General features: G+C 76.5%; 16 protein-coding genes. 8 read left to right on the top strand and 8 right to left on the bottom strand.

The genetic code is table 11. The features are described 5' to 3' along the window. Positions 1–12: 12 nt before the first annotated feature. Both JIG38_RS09970 and JIG38_RS09965 read right to left on the bottom strand, forming a co-directional pair. Complete coding sequence (locus JIG38_RS09970; RefSeq protein ID WP_307844781.1) at positions 13–3,513, bottom strand: ATP-binding cassette domain-containing protein; 3,501 nt, start codon at positions 3,511–3,513, stop codon at positions 13–15. A gap of 127 nt (positions 3,514–3,640) precedes the next feature. Next, positions 3,641–4,360, bottom strand: coding sequence for a YggS family pyridoxal phosphate-dependent enzyme (locus tag JIG38_RS09965; protein WP_233404778.1), 720 nt, complete (start codon positions 4,358–4,360; stop codon positions 3,641–3,643). A gap of 77 nt (positions 4,361–4,437) precedes the next feature. Here JIG38_RS09965 and sigJ point away from each other — a divergent pair, with 77 nt between their 5' ends. Next, the gene (gene sigJ / locus JIG38_RS09955) at positions 4,438–6,030 is read left to right on the top strand and encodes an RNA polymerase sigma factor SigJ (RefSeq protein WP_307844780.1); all 1,593 of its coding nucleotides are present in this window, start codon (positions 4,438–4,440) and stop codon (positions 6,028–6,030) included. A 130-nt stretch (positions 6,031–6,160) separates the two neighbouring features. Here the strand turns inward: sigJ and JIG38_RS09950 are convergent, their stop codons facing one another. Continuing rightward, positions 6,161–6,757, bottom strand: coding sequence for a carboxymuconolactone decarboxylase family protein (locus JIG38_RS09950; protein ID WP_199423638.1), 597 nt, complete (start codon positions 6,755–6,757; stop codon positions 6,161–6,163). 188 nt (positions 6,758–6,945) lie between these two features. Here JIG38_RS09950 and JIG38_RS09945 point away from each other — a divergent pair, with 188 nt between their 5' ends. Continuing rightward, on the top strand, positions 6,946–7,335 hold the full coding sequence (locus tag JIG38_RS09945; RefSeq protein ID WP_199423637.1) for a YccF domain-containing protein: 390 nt from the start codon (positions 6,946–6,948) through the stop codon (positions 7,333–7,335). Between the two features lie 4 nt (positions 7,336–7,339). Then, the gene (locus JIG38_RS09940) at positions 7,340–7,690 is read left to right on the top strand and encodes a DUF5655 domain-containing protein (protein WP_307844779.1); all 351 of its coding nucleotides are present in this window, start codon (positions 7,340–7,342) and stop codon (positions 7,688–7,690) included. Between the two features lie 12 nt (positions 7,691–7,702). On the opposite strand, the gene ybaK is transcribed toward JIG38_RS09940, so the two are convergent. Genes ybaK through JIG38_RS09920 form a run of 4 tightly spaced genes read right to left on the bottom strand, consistent with a single transcriptional unit; the run spans position 7,703 to position 13,284 of the window. Next, complete coding sequence (gene ybaK, locus JIG38_RS09935; RefSeq protein WP_199423636.1) at positions 7,703–8,197, bottom strand: Cys-tRNA(Pro) deacylase; 495 nt, start codon at positions 8,195–8,197, stop codon at positions 7,703–7,705. 42 nt (positions 8,198–8,239) lie between these two features. Beyond that, positions 8,240–10,840, bottom strand: coding sequence for a DEAD/DEAH box helicase (locus JIG38_RS09930; RefSeq protein WP_199423635.1), 2,601 nt, complete (start codon positions 10,838–10,840; stop codon positions 8,240–8,242). 38 nt (positions 10,841–10,878) lie between these two features. Continuing rightward, entirely contained in the window at positions 10,879–12,261 is a 1,383-nt protein-coding gene (locus JIG38_RS09925) for an outer membrane protein assembly factor BamB family protein (RefSeq protein ID WP_199423634.1), read from the bottom strand. Between the two features lie 60 nt (positions 12,262–12,321). Beyond that, entirely contained in the window at positions 12,322–13,284 is a 963-nt protein-coding gene (locus JIG38_RS09920) for a 3-methyladenine DNA glycosylase (protein ID WP_372419883.1), read from the bottom strand. 105 nt (positions 13,285–13,389) lie between these two features. Between JIG38_RS09920 and JIG38_RS09915 the strand changes: the two genes are divergently transcribed. The 3 genes from JIG38_RS09915 (at position 13,390) to JIG38_RS09905 (ending at position 15,549) form a co-directional block, all read left to right on the top strand. After that, positions 13,390–14,109 carry a maleylpyruvate isomerase family mycothiol-dependent enzyme gene (locus JIG38_RS09915; protein ID WP_199423633.1) on the top strand — a complete coding sequence of 240 codons (720 nt, stop codon included), beginning with the start codon at positions 13,390–13,392 and terminating at the stop codon, positions 14,107–14,109. Positions 14,110–14,196: 87 nt separating this feature from the next. After that, complete coding sequence (gene rnhA / locus JIG38_RS09910) at positions 14,197–14,667, top strand: ribonuclease HI (protein ID WP_199423632.1); 471 nt, start codon at positions 14,197–14,199, stop codon at positions 14,665–14,667. A gap of 78 nt (positions 14,668–14,745) precedes the next feature. Beyond that, complete coding sequence (locus JIG38_RS09905) at positions 14,746–15,549, top strand: methyltransferase domain-containing protein (protein ID WP_199423631.1); 804 nt, start codon at positions 14,746–14,748, stop codon at positions 15,547–15,549. A gap of 32 nt (positions 15,550–15,581) precedes the next feature. Here the strand turns inward: JIG38_RS09905 and JIG38_RS09900 are convergent, their stop codons facing one another. After that, entirely contained in the window at positions 15,582–16,649 is a 1,068-nt protein-coding gene (locus tag JIG38_RS09900) for a heparan-alpha-glucosaminide N-acetyltransferase domain-containing protein (RefSeq protein WP_199423630.1), read from the bottom strand. A gap of 35 nt (positions 16,650–16,684) precedes the next feature. Between JIG38_RS09900 and JIG38_RS09895 the strand changes: the two genes are divergently transcribed. Beyond that, complete coding sequence (locus tag JIG38_RS09895; protein WP_199423629.1) at positions 16,685–17,470, top strand: fumarylacetoacetate hydrolase family protein; 786 nt, start codon at positions 16,685–16,687, stop codon at positions 17,468–17,470. Positions 17,471–17,548: 78 nt separating this feature from the next. Continuing rightward, positions 17,549–19,084, top strand: coding sequence for a glutamate--tRNA ligase (gene gltX, locus JIG38_RS09890; RefSeq protein WP_199423628.1), 1,536 nt, complete (start codon positions 17,549–17,551; stop codon positions 19,082–19,084). The last annotated feature ends 1 nt before the right edge of the window (position 19,085 follow it).

The following is a 19,085-nucleotide window of genomic DNA, read 5'->3' as shown; positions in this document are numbered from 1 at the left end:
GCCCGCCGGGCCTCAGCCCGCCAGGTGGCCCCACTCCTCGACGAGGTCGGCCCACGGCCCGACCGCGGCGACCCGTCCCTCGTCGAGGACGACGACGCGATCGGCGCGCTCGAGCGCCGACCGCTTCGAGCTCGAGCCGACGACGGTGACCCCGCGGCGGTGCAGCGCGTCCCAGACCTCGACCTCGGTGCGCGCGTCGAGCGCGGACGAGACGTCGTCGGCGACGAGCAGCTCGGCCTCGGTCGCGAGCGCGCGCGCGAGGGCGAGCCGCTGGACCTGCCCGCCCGAGAGGCGCACGCCGCGGTGGCCGACGAGCGCGCCGTGGCCGCCCGCGTCGTCGACGTCGCTGCGCAGCCGCGCGTCGTCCACCGAGGCGGCGACGCCTCGCACGTGGTCGAGCCGGATGTTGTCCTCGAACGTCCCGGAGAGCACGCGCGGCACCTGGGACACGTAGGCCACCTGGCCGGGCCGCAGGAACCGCTGCGGGTCGTCGACCTCGGTGCCGTTCCAGCGGATGCGGCCCTCGTGGTCCACCAGACCTGCGAGGGCCCCGAGCAGGCTCGACTTCCCCGCGCCCACGCGCCCGACGACGAGCACGAGCTCGCCGGCCTCGACGGTCAGGTCGACGCCGGCGACCCCGACCGTGCCGTCGTCGTGGACGGCGTCGACGCCCTCGAGGGTGAGCCGGCGCAGGGGCACGCGGGGTGCGGGGAGGGGCGACGGCGCGGTGCCGCGGACGAGGTCGACGCCCGGCGGCATCGTGACCAGGTCGGTCCTGCCCGAGAGGGCGCCGGCCGCCTGCAGCCAGCGGCGCGCGACGGGCGCCTCGGTGACCGCCGCGCCGGCGACGGCGCCGAACCAGCCCGAGCCGGCGACGCTCGTGCTCACCAGGAGCGCGGTGGCGAGCCCCCAGACGCCCGTGAGGTAGAACGCCCAGGACGTGACGACGCCGAGCTGCACGAGGACCGCCGGGACGCCGTCGAGCAGCGACCGGACCCGCAGCTCGCGCACCGACGCCGCGACGCGGCGTCCGTCGACGCGCTCGAGGTGGCGCTGGACCGCGGACGTGGCCGCGGCGAGCTTGACCGCGCGTGCGGCGTCGAGCGCGGAGACCAGCGAGCGTCCGAAGCGCGCGCGCTCGTCGCCGGCGACCCGCGCCGAACGGCCGGCGACGGGCGCGCCCGCTGCCGAGACGGCCGCCGAGAGCCCGAGGACCGCGGCGAGCGCCGCGCCCGCGAGGAGGCTGCCGCCCGCGACGCACGACGCCACGACGAGCAGGACGCCGTTGGTCACGTCGACCCACCGGTCGGCGTAGAGGACGGCGCGCTCGCTGTCGAGCGCGCGGGCGGTGACCTCGCCGGGCGGCGTCCGCGGCAGCCGGCGCTGGCGCGTCTGCCCGAGCAGCACGGCGAGCCGCATGCGGAGTGTCACCGCCGACCACCACAGCGGGTAGACGCGGAACGCGAACGCGACGAGCAGCGGCGTGACCAGCAGCCCCGCGGCGAGCCCGACCGCCTCGGGCCACGGCTGCTCGCCGCGACCGAGCGCGGTGACGAGCCGGCCCCACAGCCACCCGGTGAGGACGCCGTACGCGCCGAGGAAGGAGCCGCCGAAGAAGGCCAGCGCGCCGGCCACGCCCCACCTCGGGTACGCGGCCACGAGCTGGAGCGTCGTCCGGGCGAGCCGGGGCGCCCGCGACGGCGCCACCGCGCGCGGCGTGCGGCGCACCCCGCGGGCGGGCAGGGCCGCGTTCGTGGTGACGGTGACCGGGTCGCCCGACGACGCGAGGAGGTCGCGGAACGGGCCGGGCTCGGCGGCGAGGCGGTCGCGCGGCCCGTGCTGGACGACCCGGCCGCGGTCCAGCACCGCGACGGCGTCGCACCGCCGGGTCGTGGAGAGGCGGTGCGCGATGACGACGCCCGTCCGGCCGGCGAGGAGCCGCTCGGAGGCCCGCGTCACACGGTGCTCGGTGAGCGGGTCCATGCGCGCCGTGGCCTCGTCGAGCACGACGACGCCGACGTCGCGCACGAGGAGCCGCGCGAAGGCGACGAGCTGCTCCTCGCCCGCGGACAGCGTCGTGCCGCCCGTCCCGAGGCGCGTGTCCACGCCGTCGGGCAGCGAGGCGACCCAGTCCTCCAGGCCCAGCTCGGCGAGCGCGCCGAGCACGCGCTCGCGCGGGACGTCCGCGAAGAGCGTGATGTTCTCGGCCAGGGTCGCCGCGAGGATCTCGGTGCGCTGCGTGACGACGCCCACCGCCCGGCGCAGCGCGTCGACGTCGGCCGTGGTGACGTCCTCGCCGCCCACGAGCACCGTGCCGGGCGGCGGCTCGACGGCGCGCGAGAGCAGCTTGGCGACCGTCGACTTGCCCGCGCCGGTGCGGCCGACGAGCGCGCACGTCGTGCCCGCCGGGACGGTGAGGTCGACGTCCGTGAGCGCGAAGCCGCCGGGGTACGTGAACGTCAGCGCGCGCAGCTCGACGTCGAGCGGGCCGCTCGGCAGCGCGGTGCCGCCTGCGGGCTCGGTCGGCGCGCCGAGGAGCGCCCCCACGCGCTGGAGCGCGCCGAGGCCGGCCTGGAGCTCGGGCAGGTGGTGGCTCACCTGGCTGAGCTGCCCGACGAACGTGGTCACGAGCAGCCACAGCGTGACCAGCGCGGCGACGTCGAGGCGGCCGCGCGTCACGAGCGCGACCCCGGCGACGGCGAGGCCGGCGAGGAGCGCGTGCAGGACGAGCCCGGTGCGCAGGCTCACCGCGAGCGACGCGCGGCACGTGTCGGCTACCCGGGCCAGGACCGCGCTCGCGCGCTCGGTGTACCGCCGCACGACGTGGGCCTGCCCGAGGGAGGACCGGACGTCGTCGCGCCCGGTGACGGCCTCCTCGAGCTGCGCGGAGTGGTCCGACCATGCGGACTCCTCGGCGAGCTTGCGCCGCGCGAGCTCGGGCGTGAGCCGGCGCGCCACGAGCACGACGACGACCGCGACGAGCGGGAAGGCGACCCATGCGGGCCACCAGGTGGCGCCCGCGACGACCCAGGCGAGGACCGAGCGCAGCAGGGAGCGGGACATCGCCCAGCCCGTGCGCGTGAGCGTCACGCCGAGCTGGCGCGGGTCGTCGTCGACCCGGTCCATGAGCTCGCCGACCGCCTGCTCCTCGAGCGCGGGGAGCGGCTGGCGGAACGCGGCACGCAGGAGGTCGGCGCGCAGGCGGCCCTCGGCGCGGCCGACGACGGCGGCGAACAGCGTGCGGCCGAGGGTGTCGAGCACCGTCGACGCGAGGAGGACGGCCCCGAGCGCGACCACGAGCGCCGTCGTCGGCTCCTCGGCGAGGCGGCCCGCCACCACCGAGCCGGCGGTCTCGCCGACCGCGGCGAGGACGGCGACGACGAGGGCGGTGGTCGAGGCCGGCCCGGCGAGGCGACGCCACGTCAGCGGCCGGGCGGCGTCGCCGGGAGCGGCGGTCGCCGAGGCCTCCGGCTCGCGTGCCTCGGGCCTCGACGGGTGCGCCTGCACAGCCACGGTCCGCCTCCCGTCGGTGCCCGCGGCCGGCCGGCCGGGTCGCACCACGCTAGCCGGGGCCGCCGACACCGGTCGCCGCCATATCCGCCCCGCCGAACCCGGGAGGTTCGGCGGTCCGCCGCGTCGCTCAGGCGCGCGGGCGGTCCCCGAACACCGCGGTCCCGACCCGGACGAGGGTCGAGCCCTCCGCGACGGCCGTCTCCAGGTCGCCGCTCATGCCCATCGACAGCTCGCGCGCCGCCGCCGTGCCGGGTGCGCCCGACGCGACCAGCGCGTCGCGCAGACCGCGCAGGCGCGCGAAGCCGGCCGCGACCCGCTCGACGTCGCGCGACGCCGCGCCGATCGTCATGAGGCCGACGAGGCGCAGGCGGGGGAGGGCGGCGACGGCCAGGGCGAGCTCGAGCGCGGCGTCGGGCGCGACCCCGGCCTTGGTCGCCTCGCCCGACACGTTGACCTGCACCATGACGTCGAGGTCGCGGTCGACGGCCTCGCAGCGGCGCGACAGCCGCTCGGCGAGGTCGAGGTCGTCGACGCTCTGCACGCACTCCGCCCAGCGCAGCGCGAGGTTGACCTTGTTGCTCTGGAGGCGCCCGATGACGTGCAGCGAGGGTGCGAGGTCCGCGAGTGCCGGCGCCTTGGCGACGAGCTCCTGGACCTTGTTCTCGCCCAGCAGGTCCGCCCCCGCGAGCACGGCCTCGCGCACGACGTCGACCGGCATGGTCTTGGTCGCGAGGAGGACGCGCACCTCGTCGGGGTCGCGGCCCGCGGCCCGGGCCGCGTCGGCGACGCGCTCGCGCAGGGCGGCGAGGTGCAGGGCGACGGGTCGCCGGAAGGTCTGCTCGGGCAGGTCGGGCACAGACGGGACCCTACCCAGCGCGCCGCGGACCGTCCGCGACGGCACGCGCCGTCGGGCAGGATCGTCGGGTGGATCGCACCGCCCTCCTCAGCCTGCTCGCCGACGGGGTCGAGGATGCCCGCGCCCTGCTCGTCGGCGTCGACGGCGCCGACGGCGCGGGGAAGACGGTCCTCGCGGACGAGCTGGCCGCCGTGCTGCGCGAGCGGGGCCGCCCCGTGGTCCGCGTGAGCCTCGACGGGTTCCACCAGCCCCGCGCGGTCCGGTACCGGCGCGGCCGCTCGTCGCCCGAGGGCTTCGTCCTCGACTCCTACGACGTCGAGCGGTTCGTGACCGACGTCGTCGAGGGCGCGCGCGAGCGGCGCTCGGTGCGTCCGGCGGCGTTCGACCACCGCACGGACGCGCACGTCACCGCGGCCGCGGTCCCGCTGGGGCCGGGCGCCGTCGTGCTGGTCGACGGCATGTTCCTGCACCGCGACGAGCTCGCGGAGGTCTGGGACCTGTCCGTGTACCTGCAGGCCCGGTCGGCGGTGCGGTTCGCGCGCATGGCGGTGCGGGACGGCAGCCCGGCGGACCCCGGGCACCCGGCGAACGCGCGCTACCTCGAGGGGCAGCGCCTGTACCGCCGCACGTGCGACCCGCTGGCGCGGGCCGACGTCGTCGTGGACCACGACGACCCCGCGCACCCGGTGGTGCTGCGGTCCGGCGGCGGGACCCGCCGTCGTGCGCGCCTCGTCGAGCAGGCGGGCGACGGCGCCGCGCCCGCCGCGCTCGCGGCGGAGCTCGAGCGGGAGCGCCCCCGGCTCGTCGGCCTCGCGTACCGCATGCTCGGGAGCCGGCAGGACGCGGAGGACGCCGTCCAGGACGCGTGGCTGCGGCTCGCCCGCGCGGACCGGTCCGCGATCGCGGACCTGCCCGCCTGGCTGACGACCGTGACCTCGCGCCTGTGCCTGGACCGCCTGCGCGCGGTACGCGCCGAGCGCGCGCGGTACGTCGGCCCGTGGCTCCCCGAGCCGCTCGTCGTGCGGGTGCCCGACGGCAGGCCCGGGCCGGCCGAGCGCGCCGAGACCGACGAGTCGGTCCGGATGGCGCTGCTCGTGGTGCTCGAGCAGCTGACGCCCGAGCAGCGCGTCGCCTTCGTGCTGCACGACGTCTTCGCGGTGCCGTTCGACGAGGTCGCCGGGGTGCTGGGGACGACGCCGGGCAACGCGCGCCAGCTCGCGTCGCGCGCCCGCCAGGCCGTCCGGGAGGCGGCCCCCGAGCCGGCCGTGCCGGTCGCGGAGCAGCGCACGGTGGTCGAGGCGTTCGTGCGGGCCGCGCTCGAGGGCGACCTCCCGGGCCTCGTGGCCGTGCTCGCCCCCGACGTCGTGCTGCGCAGCGACGGCGGGGGCCTGGTCCACGCGGCGCTGCGGCCCGTGCTCGGAGCGGACCACGTCGCGCGCTTCGTGCTCGGCATCCGCGACCGCGCCGGCGACGGCGAGGTCCGCGTCGTGCCCGCCCTCGTCAACGGCGAGGTCGGCGCGGTGCTGCACCTCGTCGCCGGGGCGGGCACCCGGACCGACGCGGGGACGACCGTCGTCGTCCCGCGCGTCGGCGCCGACGGCCGGATCCAGGGTCTCGACCTGGTCCGTAACCCGGACAAGCTCACGCGCGTCCCGGTCTGACCGTCCGACCGCCCGGAGGGCCGCTGGAGCCGGCGTCCCACGGGTCGGCCGGACGAGAGGTGCGGCGCGCGGTGCCGGTGAGGCCCGGATGACGGGCTGCGGGGCACGGGAGCCCCACCAGCCCCACGCGTCACGTGCGCCGCACGTCCCGGTCGGCCGGAGCGACGTCGACGCCCGGCAGCACGCAGACCGCGGCGTCGGTGAACCCCTGCGAGGTGATGCCGAGCGCGTGGTTGAGGCGCGAGCGCTGGTTCTCGAGCGCGACGAGGTGCGCGAGCTCCACGACGCCCGCGTCGCCGAGCTCCGCCCGCAGCGCGGCGACCTGCTCGTCCGTGACGGACGTGGGCGTCGCCGTCGCCGCGTCCGCGAACGCCATCGCGCGCCGCTCGAGGGGCGTGAAGAGGTCCGAGGTCTCGTAGTCGGGCACGGCCATGATCCGCTCGGCCGTGAGGCCGCCGCGCAGCGCGAGCATCGCGCCGAAGTCGATGCACCACGGGCAGCCGATGACGACGGCGACCCTGTGCTGCACGAGGTCGCGCAGGGAGTCCGGCAGCCGGTGGCGCTGGCGCAGCAGCATCGTCTCGCTCACCGCGGTGACCCAGAAGACGCCGCGGTGGTGGGCGACCACGCGGTGCGGCTCGAGCGAGCGGCCGAACATGCGCCGGGTCGTCGCGAGCGCGACGCGGGCGAGCGGGCCGGGGCGGGGGGCGGCGGGGATGCGGGCCATGGTTCCTCCTTCTCGGGCCGCCGGTCGCGGCCCTCGGGGGAGTGACGCCGTCGGGGCGCCCGATGTGACAGGCGCCCGGGCAGGCGCGGTGTGGGGTCCGTCACACGCCGGTGCGCGCGGCGCAGGGCGGGTCGGACCAGGGACGTCCCCGATGCCGTCGCGGTGGCGGCGTGGGGCAGGGTGGACCCGTGCGCACGCTCCTCAACATCATCTGGCTCGTTCTCGCCGGCTTCTGGCTCGCCCTCGGCTACGCCGCGGCGGGCGTGATCTGCTGCCTGCTGATCGTGACGATCCCGTTCGGCATCGCGTCGTTCCGGATCGCGGGCTACACGCTCTGGCCCTTCGGGCGCACCGTGGTCGAGCGGCCCGGCGCGGGCGTGATGTCCGCGCTCGGCAACGTCATCTGGGTGGTCGTCGCGGGCATCTGGCTCGCGATCGGGCACGTCGCGACCGCGATCCCGCTGTTCGTCTCGATCATTGGCATCCCCATGGGCGTCGCGAACCTCAAGCTCATCCCCGTCTCGCTCATGCCGCTCGGCAAGGAGATCGTCCCGAGCACGCGGCCCTTCGGCGGCTGAGGACGTGCGCGCCGAGGACGTCCTGGACAGCGACCCGGTCGCCCTGGACGTCCTCGCGGCCGTGCGGTCCGCCCTCGCGCCGCTGCCCGACGTCGAGGAGCACGTGACCCGCACGCAGGTCGCCTTCCGGCGGTCGCGCGGCTTCGCGTACCTGTGGCGGCCGGGCCGCGTCGTCCGCTCCGACGTCCCGGTCGTCCTCACCCTCGCCCTCGGGCGCCGCGACGCCTCGACGCGCTGGAAGGAGGTGGCGCACCCGAGCGCGCGCCACTGGATGCACCACCTGGAGGTGCGCGACGCGTCCGCCCTCGACGCGGAGGTGCTCGCGTGGCTCGCCGAGGCCGCCGACCGTGCGTGAGGCGCGCCCGCCTCAGTCCCGCGCGATGTCCGCGACGACGGCGCCGGTGAGGCGCACGAGGTCCGCGGGCGCGAGCTCGACGTCGAGCCCGCGTCGCCCGCCCGAGACGAAGACCGTGTCGAACAGGTCCACCGTCTCGTCGACCACGGTCGGGTGCGCCGTCTTCTGCCCGAGCGGCGAGATGCCACCGACGACGTAGCCCGTCGCGCGCTCGGCGGCCGGCTTCTCGGCCATGACGGCCCTCTTGCCGCCGACGGCGGTCGCGAGCGCCTTGAGGTCGAGCTTGCCGGTCACGGGCACGACGGCGACCGTGAGCACCCCGTCGACGACCGTCATGAGCGTCTTGAAGACCTGCTCGGGCGGCACGCCGAGCACCTGCGCGGCCTCGAGCCCGTAGCCGACGTCGGACGCCGGGTCGTGCTCGTAGGGGTGGGCCGTGTGCGGGACGCCCGCGGCCGCGAGCGCGACGAGCGCGGGGGTGCCGGACGGAGCGGTCTTCTTCGCCACGGCGGCAGCGTACGAGACGCGCCCGCGTCCGGGCGCCGGCGCTCAGAGCCTGCCGGCCGCCGTCACCACGAGCGCGACCTCGCCCCGCTCGTCGCTCGCCGCGAGGTCCACCGTGGCGTCGATCCGCCAGTCGTGGTGCCCGGCCGGGTCGTCGAGGAGCTGGCGCACGTCCCAGCGGCTCGCGCCCTCGGTGAGCAGCAGGAGCGCGGGCCCGCGCGCGTCGGGCCCGGTGCCGAGGTCGTCGTGCTCGTCGAAGTACGGGTCGAGTGCGTCGCGCCACCGCTCGGCCGTCCACCGCTCGCCGTCGGCGTCGACGTCGCCGAGCGCGCCGAGCGCCTCCCAGCGCTCGCGCGCCGCGAGCTCGACACGCCGGAAGAGCGCGTTGCGGACGAGCACGCGCAGCGCCCGGACGTTGCCCGTGATCGCGGGCGGGGCGACCTCCGTCGGCCCGCCCGCGGCCGCGTCGGCGACGGCCTCGGGGTTGCTCAGGCGCTCCCACTCGTCGAGGAGGCTCGAGTCCGTGCCGCGCACGAGCGCGCCGAGCCACTCGACGAGGTCCTCGAGCTGGTCGTCCCGACGCTCGGCGGGCACGGTCTGGCGCACCGCGCGGTAGGCGTCGGCGAGGTAGCGCAGCAGCACGCCCTCGGTGCGCTCGAGCCCGTACACCGAGACGTACTCGGTGAAGGTCATGGCGCGCTCGGCCATGTCCCGCACCACAGACTTCGGCGAGAGCTCGTGGTCGGCGACCCACGGGTTGGTGCGCCGGTAGATCGCGAAGGTCGCGTCGAGCAGCTCGGCGAGCGGCTTCGGGTAGGTGACGTCGTCGAGCGCCGCCATGCGCTCCTCGTAGTCGTACCCCTCGGCCTTCATCGCGCCGATCGCCTCGCCGCGCGCCTTCTTCTCCTGCGCGTAGAGCACCTGGCGCGGGTCGTCGAGGGTCGACTCGATGACCGACAGCACGTCGAGCGCGTACGTCGGCGCCTCCCGGTCGAGCACGTCGAGCGCCGCGTAGGCGAAGGGCGACAGGGGCTGGTTGAGCGCGAAGTCCGCCGGCACGTCGACGGTGAGGCGCACGGTGCGGCGCCCGTCGGCCAGCCGGACGCGCTCGACGACGCCGGCCGCCCGCAGCGACCGGTAGACGGCGACGGCCTGCCGCACGTGCCGGCCGCGCGAGGCCTCGGGCTCGTGGCTCTCGCGCAGCAGCCGCGTCATGGCCGCGACGGGGTCGCCGCGGCGCGCGAGCACGTTGAGCACCATCGCGTGCGTGACCGCGAAGCTCGAGGTCAGCGGCTCGGGCGGCGAGTCGCGCAGGCGCTCGAACGTCTTGTCCGTCCAGTTGACCGCGCCCTCGGGCGCCTTCTTGCGGACGATCTTCCGGAGCTTCTTCGGGTCGTCGCCCGCCTTGGCGAGCAGCTTGCGGTTCTCGATGACGTGCTCGGGCGCCATGACGAGGACCTCGCCGAGCGTGTCGAAGCCCGCGCGTCCGGCGCGCCCGGCGATCTGGTGGAACTCGCGCGCGCTGAGGTGCCGCATGCGCGTGCCGTCGTACTTGACCAGGCTCGTGAGGACGACCGTCCGGATGGGCACGTTGATGCCGACCCCGAGCGTGTCCGTCCCGCACACCACGGTGAGGAGGCCCTGCTGGGTGAGCCGCTCGACGACCCGCCGGTAGCGGGGCAGCATGCCCGCGTGGTGCACGCCGATGCCGTGCCGCAGCAGCCGCGAGAGGGTCTTCCCGAAGCCCGTGCCGAACCGGAACGCGCCGAGCTCCGCAGCGATCGCGTCGCGCTGCTCACGGGAGGCGACCGTCGTCGAGAGCAGCGCCTGGGCCTGCTCGGCCGCCGCGGCCTGCGTGAAGTGCACGAGGTAGACGGGCGCGCGCCGGGTGCGGACCAGCTCCTCGACGACCTCGTGCAGCGGCTCGACGACGTAGGAGAACGTCAGCGGGACGGGTCGCTCGGTGCTCGTCACGGCCGCGACAGGCGTCCCGGTCCGGCGCTCGAGGTCGGTGACGAAGAAGTCGACGTCGCCCAGGGTCGCGGACATGAGGAGGAACTGGGTGCGCGGGAGCTCGAGCAGCGGCACCTGCCACGCCCAGCCGCGCTGCGGGTCGGCGTAGAAGTGGAACTCGTCCATGACGACCTGGCCGACGGCGTCGTCGCCGGGGACCGCGGGGTCGTCGTCCGGGAGGGCGTCGGCGAGCGGGTCGCCCGTGCGCTCGCCGCCCGTGCGCAGCGCGACGTTCGCGAGGATCTCGGCGGTGCAGCAGATGATGGGGGCGCCCGGGTTGACGCTGCTGTCGCCCGTCATCATGCCGACGTTCTCGGCACCGAACGCCGCGACGAGCGCGAAGAACTTCTCGCTCACGAGCGCCTTGAGCGGCGCCGTGTAGAAGGTGCGGCGGCCCTGGGCGAGCGCGACGAAGTGCGCGGCCATGGCGACGAGCGACTTCCCCGAACCGGTGGGCGTCGCGAGGATGACGTGCGAGCCGGTGACGAGCTCGAGCAGCGCCTCCTGCTGCGCCGGGTAGAGCTCGTAGCCCTGCTCGGCCGCCCACGCGGTGAACGCCTCGTAGAGCGCGTCGGGGTCGGGCTCCGCGGGCAGGCGGGAGGCGAGCGTCGCGGCGCCGGTGTCGGTGGTCATCGCGCCCATCCTCCCAGGTCTGACGCGCGGCGCGGGGCTCAGCCGGTGGCCTGGTCGTCCGGGAGCTCGGGGACGGCGGCGGTCCAGCGCTCGGTGCCGTCGTGCAGGTCGAGCGCGACGGTCCGTGCGCACGCGTCGTCGTCGTCCGGCACGGCGAGCCGCACGCCGTCGGTGACGACGGCGCCCGGGTCCCAGCACGCGCCGAGCGGCCGGGACCAGGCGACCTCGCCCGAGGCGACGTCGACCGCGGTGAGCTCGTCGCCCTCGTCGAGCACGACGAGCCCGTCGAGGCGCGCGGGCACGGCCTGGGGCATCCGGCGCTCCCACAGCGGGCCCGTGACGACGTCGAGCGCGCGCAGCGTCCACCCGTCCTGGAGGAGGAGCACCTGGGGGACCGAGCCGTCGTCCACGGCGGGACGCACGGGCGCTCCCTCGAGGCGCACGCCCGCGCGTCCGGTGCGGTCGTACCAGGTGCCCAGCTCGGGGGTCGCCCACACGGCGAAGCCGACGGCGGAGGTCCGGACGTCGACCGAGATGCGCCGGGCGCCGGGAGCGGTCCAGGTGCCGAGCACCGTCCCGTCCGCGTCGAGGACGGCGGCGGCGGGGCCGGTGAGGACGACGAGCCCGTCCTGGACCCGGACCCGCAGGTGCCGCGCGAGGACCCAGGCCGGCAGGGGCACGCGCACGGACCACGCGTCGCCACCGAGCAGGTCGCGGCGCGTGATCTCGGCCGTGCCCGCGACGCGGCGGGCGACCACGAGGTCGTCCTCGAGCGGCGCCCAGTCGATGGTGCCGGGGCCCAGGTCCACCTCCTCGTGGACGCGGCCGTCGGCGGCACCGAGCACGAGCAGGCGGTCGGGCGTGCCGCCGAGGACGGCGTCCGTCGTCGGGCCCGCCACGCCGGGCGTGCCCGGGACGACGCACGTGAGGAGGGCGGCGTCCGCCGCGGCCGGCTCGCACGCCGCCCCGCGGCCCGCGGCGTCCACGTCGGCCGGGGCGACCCAGCGCGTGGTGCCGTCGGGCGCCGTCGCGACCGTGCGCAGCGCGCCGTCGACGGGCTGCGGGCCCACCGCCGTGCCGTCCGGGAGGACGAGGGTCGTGGACCGGTCGCCGGGCCAGCCGCGGCGGTCGGCCGGGGGCGTGCGCAGCGACGGGACGGTGCCGGCGACGTCCGCGAGCGCCGCGACGCGCGCGTCGTCCGCCGCCGCGGCCTCGCGCTCGGCCTGGACGCCCACCGCGAGCGCGACGACGACCGCGAGAGCGCCGGCCACTGCGGCCTGCTGCCGCCGCCGGCGCCCGGGGTCCGCGCGACGTGCGCGAGGCCGGCCCCGGCCCGCCCGGGCTGCGGCGTCCGGGCCGGCCGGCTCGCGCGCCTCGTCGTCGACGAGGGCGACGTCGACCATCCCGGGCGGCCGCACCATGCCGCGAGCGTACGTCCGGCCGGAGGGACCCACCCGGCGGGCGGCGGGACCCGGGAGCCGTCAGGCGGCGGCGGCGACGAGCGCGTCGCAGACCGCGACGAGGCGGGCCCGGAGCCCGGCGGCACGCGCGGCGAAGGCGCGCTGGCGTGCGACGTACTCCGCGCGGCCCTCGGGGGTCTCGATGGCGACGGGCTCGTAGCCCAGGCCGGCGAGGTCGTAGGGCGACGCCTGCATGTCGAGGACGCGGATCTCGGACGCGAGCGCGAAGCAGTCCAGCAGGAGGTCGCCCGGGCAGGCCGGCCCGAGCTTGATCGCCCACTTGAGGCAGTCCATGTTGGCGTGCAGGCAGCCGGGCTGCTCGAGCGCGACCTGCGTCTCGCGGGTCGGCTGGAGGCGGTTGAGCGGGACGGCGTCGGGCGTGAAGAAGCGGAACGCGTCGATGTGCGAGCAGCGCACCGGGTGCCGCTCGACGACGGCGTCCGTGCCCGCGGGCCCCAGGCGCAGCGGCAGGTCGTGGCGTCGGTCGGTCGCGCCGCGGTAGACCATCGCCCACTCGTGCAGGCCCAGGCAGCCCGTGAAGGCCGACCGCGACGCCGTCGCCGTGAGGAGGGTGCGCACGTACGTCACGGTGGACCCGCGGTCGGCGAGGAACGCGTCCACGTCGAGGTGCACGACGTCGTCGGTGGTGGCGTACCACCGCCAAGCCCGGCGCGGCGGCGCACCGTCGGCCTCGGCACCGCCGGGCGACGCCCCGACCCCGCCGGGCGGTGTCCCGAGTCCCGTGCCGACGCCCGGGTGCCACCGGCGCAGCTGCGCGGGGCGGGTGCCGTAGTACTCGTAGAGGAAGTCCTCGACGGCGTGCCGCTCGCCCGCGGCGCGGCGCGCGCGGTGCCCGGCCGTCAGCGCGTCGGCCCGCTCCGCGTGCGCCGCCTCGAGACGTGACCACCGCTCGGGCGCGAGCACCGTCGCGACCGGTCGGGCGCGACCCGGCGCGGCGGGGTCGCGGGACGTGGTCGAGGGCACCCGTCCAGGGTAGGTGGGCCGCGACCCCACGCCGTCGCCGTGCCGACACCCGGCGTGCGCCCGGGCGCACTTGCGACCGGCCACCGTGTCCCCTGGGATGAGGTGATGACCACGACGACGGACCTCGCCCTGCTCCTCGACGACATCCGCCGCGTCGACGACCGCCTGCGGGACGTGCTCGACGGCCTCACCGACGACGCCGTGCGCGGACCGTCCCGCCTGCCCGGCTGGACCCGGGGGCACGTGCTGGCCCACCTCGCGGGCCTCGGCGCCGGGGTCGCGCGCCAGCTCGAGCACGCGGTGCACCACCAGGAGCGGGTCGACTTCTACGACGGCGGCCGGGCCGGGCGCGACGGCGCGATCGAGGCGGGCGCGGGGGAGTCGGCCGCGCACCACGCCGACGCGGTCCGCGCGACCGTCGACCGGGTCGAGCACGCGCTGGACCGGGTGGGTCCCGAGCTGCTCGACGAGCGCACGGGCTACCGGGACCGGCCGGTGTCGGCGGTCGTCCGGCTGTGGTGGCGCGAGGTCGAGATCCACCTCACCGACCTGGACCTCGGGCCCGACGTCACGCAGTGGTCCGCCGGGTTCCGGGCGCACCTGCACGAGTACCTCGTCGACCGCGTCCCGGCCGGCGTGCGGCTCGACCTCGCCCCGACCGACGTCGACGAGCGCAGGGCGCTGGGCGAGGGCGACGTCGTCACGGTGCGCGGCGCGGCGAACGACCTCGCGGCCTGGCTCGCCGGACGCGAGCCCGCGGGCGCGCTCTCGGCGGAGCGCGGCGGCGTCGTCGTCGCGCTGCCCGAGCTCGAGCCCTGGCCCTGACCGTGTGGGGCCGGCCGGGGCCGCGCGTCGGCGCGCCGCGGTCGCCCGTGGTGCCGCGCGGTCGCGTGCGGCGTCTACCGTGACGCCATGCCCGAGCAGACCCCGCTGACCCTCGTCGAGATGTGGACCGACGGCGCGTGCAAGGGGAACCCGGGCCCGGGCGGCTGGGGCGCGTGGATGCGCTCGGGCGAGCGCGAGCGCGAGCTGTGCGGCGGCGAGGCCACCACGACCAACAACCGGATGGAGCTCACGGCCGTCATCGAGGGCCTGCGCGCCCTGACGCGTCCGTGCGCGGTCACGCTCCACGTGGACTCGACCTACGTCATGCACGGCATGACGCGCTGGCTGCCCGGCTGGAAACGCAACGGCTGGGTGACCGGCGCCAAGGCGCCCGTGAAGAACAAGGACCTGTGGCAGGCGCTCGACGCCGAGGTGCGCCGCCACGAGGTGGCGTGGGTGTGGGTCAAGGGCCACGCCGGGGACCCGGGCAACGAGCGCGCCGACGCGCTCGCCAACCGCGGCGTCGAGGTGGCGCGAGGCGCGGCGGCCGCCGTCTGAGGGACACGGGCGTACCGGCACGCGAGACGCAACGTCCCGGAACTTGATACGCGCGCCGGGGTGCGGGTTACTGGACGGGTGACCACCGACGTCTACACCCACGGGCACCACGAGAGCGTGCTGCGCTCGCACCGCTGGCGGACGGTCGACAACTCGGCCGCCTACCTCGTGCCCCTCCTCGAGCGCGGCCAGCGCGTGCTCGACGTCGGCTGCGGCCCGGGCACGGTGACGACGGACCTCGCCGAGCGCGTCGCGCCGGGGACCGTGGTGGGCGTCGACAGCTCGGCCGCGGTCATCGAGATCGCGCGCGCCTCGGCCGCCGACGTCGCGGGCGTGGAGTTCCGGCAGGGCGACGCGATGGCGCTGCCGTTCGACGACGACGCGTTCGACGTGGTGCACGCGCACCAGGTGCTCCAGCACCTGTCGGACCCGGTGAGCGCGCTGCGCGAGATGCGCCGCGTGACGCGGCCCGGGGGCGTCGTCGCGGTCCGCGACGCCGACTACTCCGCCATGACCTGGTACCCGGCGAGCTCGGGCCTCGACGAGTGGATGACGCTCTACCACGAGGTCACCGAGGCCAACGGCGCCGAGGCCGACGCCGGGCGCCGGCTCCTCTCGTGGACGCGCGCGGCGGGCTTCGACCCCACGGGCATCACGACCGGCGCCGACGCCTGGTGCTGGGCGACCCCCGAGGAGCGCTCCTGGTGGTCCGGGGTGTGGGCCGAGCGCGTGACGTCCTCGGCCTTCGCCCGCCAGGCGGTCGCGTACGGCCTCGCCGACGACGTCGCGCTCGAGGTCCTCGCGGACGCCTGGCGCGCCTGGGGCGACGCCGAGGACGGCTGGTTCGCGGTGCTCCACGGCTGGGTGCTCGCGCGCGCCTGAGCGCCCTGGCCCCGGGCGGCGCGGCCGCGCGGTCAGGTCACGGGCTGCGGCTGCGGCGCCGGACGACGGCCCTCGGGCACGACGGCGTCGGCCACGGTCCCCGAGAGGACGTGCAGGGCGAGCTCGAGCGGTCCCCGGCCCACGAGCGACCGCCACGCCCACGTCGCCGCGAGCGTCACGAGCACGAACGCCACGAGGACGGCGTTGCTCGGCGACCAGACCACGGACGACCCCAGGACGGCGATCGCGACGAGGTGGCCGCAGTACGCCGTGAGGGCGAGCGCGCCCGTCGCCGCGAGCGGCGCGACGACCGCGGGCACGCGGCGGGCGACGACGAGGCAGGCGGCCAGGAGCACGAGCGCGACGCCGACGTTCCCCACGACCTCCGGTGTCGTGTTGGCGTGCGGCTCGATCGACACGAGCGCGCGGCCGAGCGTCAGGCGCGGGTCGAGCGCCGACGTCGCGAGCGCGCCGACGCCGTAGCCGGCGACGCCGAGCACCAGCCCAGCGAGCGCGAGCCTCGCGGGCGTCCCGCGCGCGGCCAGGTCCGTGCGGCCGAGGGCGACCCCGACGAGCAGGTAGGCCATCCACACGACGGCCGGGTAGTGCACGCCGAGCAGCACGTCGAGCGCCTGCGGGAGGCGGGGGATCCCCGCCGCGCGCGTCTCCTCGCCGACGGCGGCCCAGACCACGGGCCCGACGAGCGCGAACGCCGCCGCGGCGGCCAGCAGGGTGGCGCGACGCCAGCGCAGCGCGACGGTGACGAGCGCGAACATCACGGCGTAGGTGGGCAGGATGACCGCGACCGGCGTCCCGAGGCCGATGAGCACGACCCCCAGGGGCCACAGCGCGACCGCCCGGACGAGCACACGTGCGCGCGCGTGCGCGAGGCGCGGGCCCTCGAGCGGACGGGGCCCGCCGCTGAGCAGGGCGGCCGACACGCCCGCGAGCAGCGCGAACGTCGCGGCCGAGCGGCCGTCCGCGACGACGAGCCATCCCGAGGGCGACCAGAAGGGCGGCGCGTCGTGGCCGACGTGCGCGGTGAACATCCCGAGCACGGCGAGCCCTCTCAGGAGGTCGACGCCGACGACGCGCTGCACAGCGGAAGCCTAGGCGCCGCCGTTAGGGTGACGGCGTGCGCATCGCGAGGTTCACGACCGGCGGGGATCCCCGCTACGCCATGGTGGACGGTCCGGAGGGCTCCGAGGAGCTCGTCGTCCTGACCGGAGACCCCATCTACATGCCGGTGCAGCCGACCGGCGAGCGGGTCCCGCTGTCCCGCGACGACGTGCGGCTGCTGGCACCCGTCATCCCGAGGTCGAAGATCATCGGCGTCGGCCGCAACTACGCCGACCACGCGGCGGAGATGGGCAACGAGGTGCCGAAGGCGCCGCTGCTCTTCCTCAAGCCGAACACGAGCGTCATCGGGCCGGACGACCCGATCACGCTCCCGGCCTGGACGCAGGACGTGCACCACGAGGCCGAGCTCGCCGTCGTCATCGGCAAGGTCGCCAAGAACGTCTCGCCCGAGCGCGCGCTCGACCAGGTGTTCGGCTTCACGGTCGCCAACGACGTCACGGCGCGCGACGCCCAGCGCAGCGACGACCAGTGGGCGCGCGCCAAGGGCTTCGACTCCTCGTGCCCGCTGGGTCCGTGGGTCGTCCCCGGGCTCGACGTCGAGGACCTCGCCGTGCGCGCACGGGTCAACGGCGAGACGCGCCAGGACGGCCGGACGTCGCAGCTGATCTTCGACGTGGCCCACCTCGTCTCGTACGTCTCCGAGGCGTTCACCCTGCTGCCGGGCGACGTCATCCTCACGGGCACGCCCGCCGGCGTCGGGCCGATCGTGCACGGCGACGTCGTCGAGGTCGAGGTCGAGGAGATCGGCACGCTGCGCAACCCGGTGCTGCGCCGGGACTGACGCCCGGGACCGGCGTCGGGGCGGGGACGGGCGCCGCGGCGCGAGGGCCCGGCGGCCCGCCACTACGCTGGCGGGACCATGCCTGAGAACCTCGCGACGCCGTCCGCCCCGTCCTCGTCCGCCACCGGCACCGCGGTCCGCGTGCGCTTCTGCCCGTCGCCGACGGGCACGCCGCACGTCGGCCTCATCCGGACCGCGCTGTTCAACTGGGCGTACGCGCGGCACGTCGGCGGCACCTTCGTCTTCCGCATCGAGGACACGGACGCGGCGCGCGACAGCCAGGAGAGCTACGAGCAGCTGCTCGACGCCATGCGCTGGCTCGGGCTCGACTGGGACGAGGGCGTCGAGCTCGGCGGGCCGCACGAGCCCTACCGTCAGTCGCAGCGCCTCGACGTCTACGCCGACGTCGCGCGGCGCCTGCTCGAGGGCGGCTACGCCTACGAGTCGTTCTCGACGCCCGAGGAGGTCGAGGCGCGGCACCGGGCCGCCGGCCGCGACCCCAAGCTCGGCTACGACGGCTTCGACCGCGACCTCACCGAGGAGCAGCGGGCCGCCTACCGTGCGGAGGGCCGCGAGGCCGTCCTGCGCATCCGGATGCCGGAGGACGACGTCGTCTTCACCGACCTCATCCGCGGCGAGCTGAGCTTCAAGGCTGGCTCCGTCCCGGACTTCGTCATCGTGCGCGGCAACGGGCAGCCGCTCTACACGCTGACCAACCCCGTCGACGACGCGCTCATGGGCATCACGCACGTGCTGCGCGGGGAGGACCTGCTGTCCTCGACGCCGCGCCAGGTCGTGCTCTACCGCGCGCTCATGGCCCTCGGCGTCGCCACCGTCGAGCCCGTCTACGGGCACCTGCCGTACGTCATGGGGGAGGGCAACAAGAAGCTCTCCAAGCGCGACCCGGAGTCCAACCTCTTCCTGCACCGCGAGCGCGGGTTCACGCCCGAGGGCCTGCTCAACTACCTCGCGCTGCTCGGCTGGTCGATCGCGCCCGACCACGACATCTTCTCGGTGGAGGAGATGGTGGCCGCGTTCGACGTCGCCGACGTCAACCCCAACCCCGCGCGCTTCGACCTCAAGAAGGCCGAGGCGATCAACGCGACGCACCTGCGCCTGCTGGCGCCCGACGACTTCCGCGGACGCGTCGTGCCCTACCTGCACGCGGCGGGCCACCTCTCCGCGGCCCGGTACGAGGACCTCGACGCGCGCGAGCGCGCCGTGCTCGACGCCGGCGCCCCGCTGGTCCAGGAGCGCATGACGCTCCTCGGCGAGTCGGTCGGCATGCTCGGCTTCCTGCTCGTCGCCGACGCGGACCTCGTGGTCGAGGACGACGCGCGCGCCGCGCTGCGGGACGACGCGGCGGCGGTGCTCGACGCCGCGACCGCGGCGCTCGAGCCGCTCCCCGCCGACGGGTTCACGACCGCGGCGACCCAGGAGGCGCTCACGGCCGCGCTCGTGGACGGGCTCGGCATCAAGCCGCGCTTCGCCTTCACCCCGCTGCGTGTGGCGCTCTCGGGCCGTCGCGTGTCGCCGCCGCTGTTCGAGTCCATGGAGATCCTCGGGCGGGACGCGACCCTCGCCCGGGTAGCGTCGCTGCGCGCGTCGCTCTGAG

Origin of the sequence: Actinotalea solisilvae (assembly GCF_016464425.1) — a bacterium.
GTDB classification, from domain to species: Bacteria; Actinomycetota; Actinomycetes; order Actinomycetales; family Cellulomonadaceae; genus Actinotalea; species Actinotalea solisilvae.
Note: the sequence above shows the minus strand (reverse complement) of the source record. Positions and strands in the feature narration are given on the sequence as shown.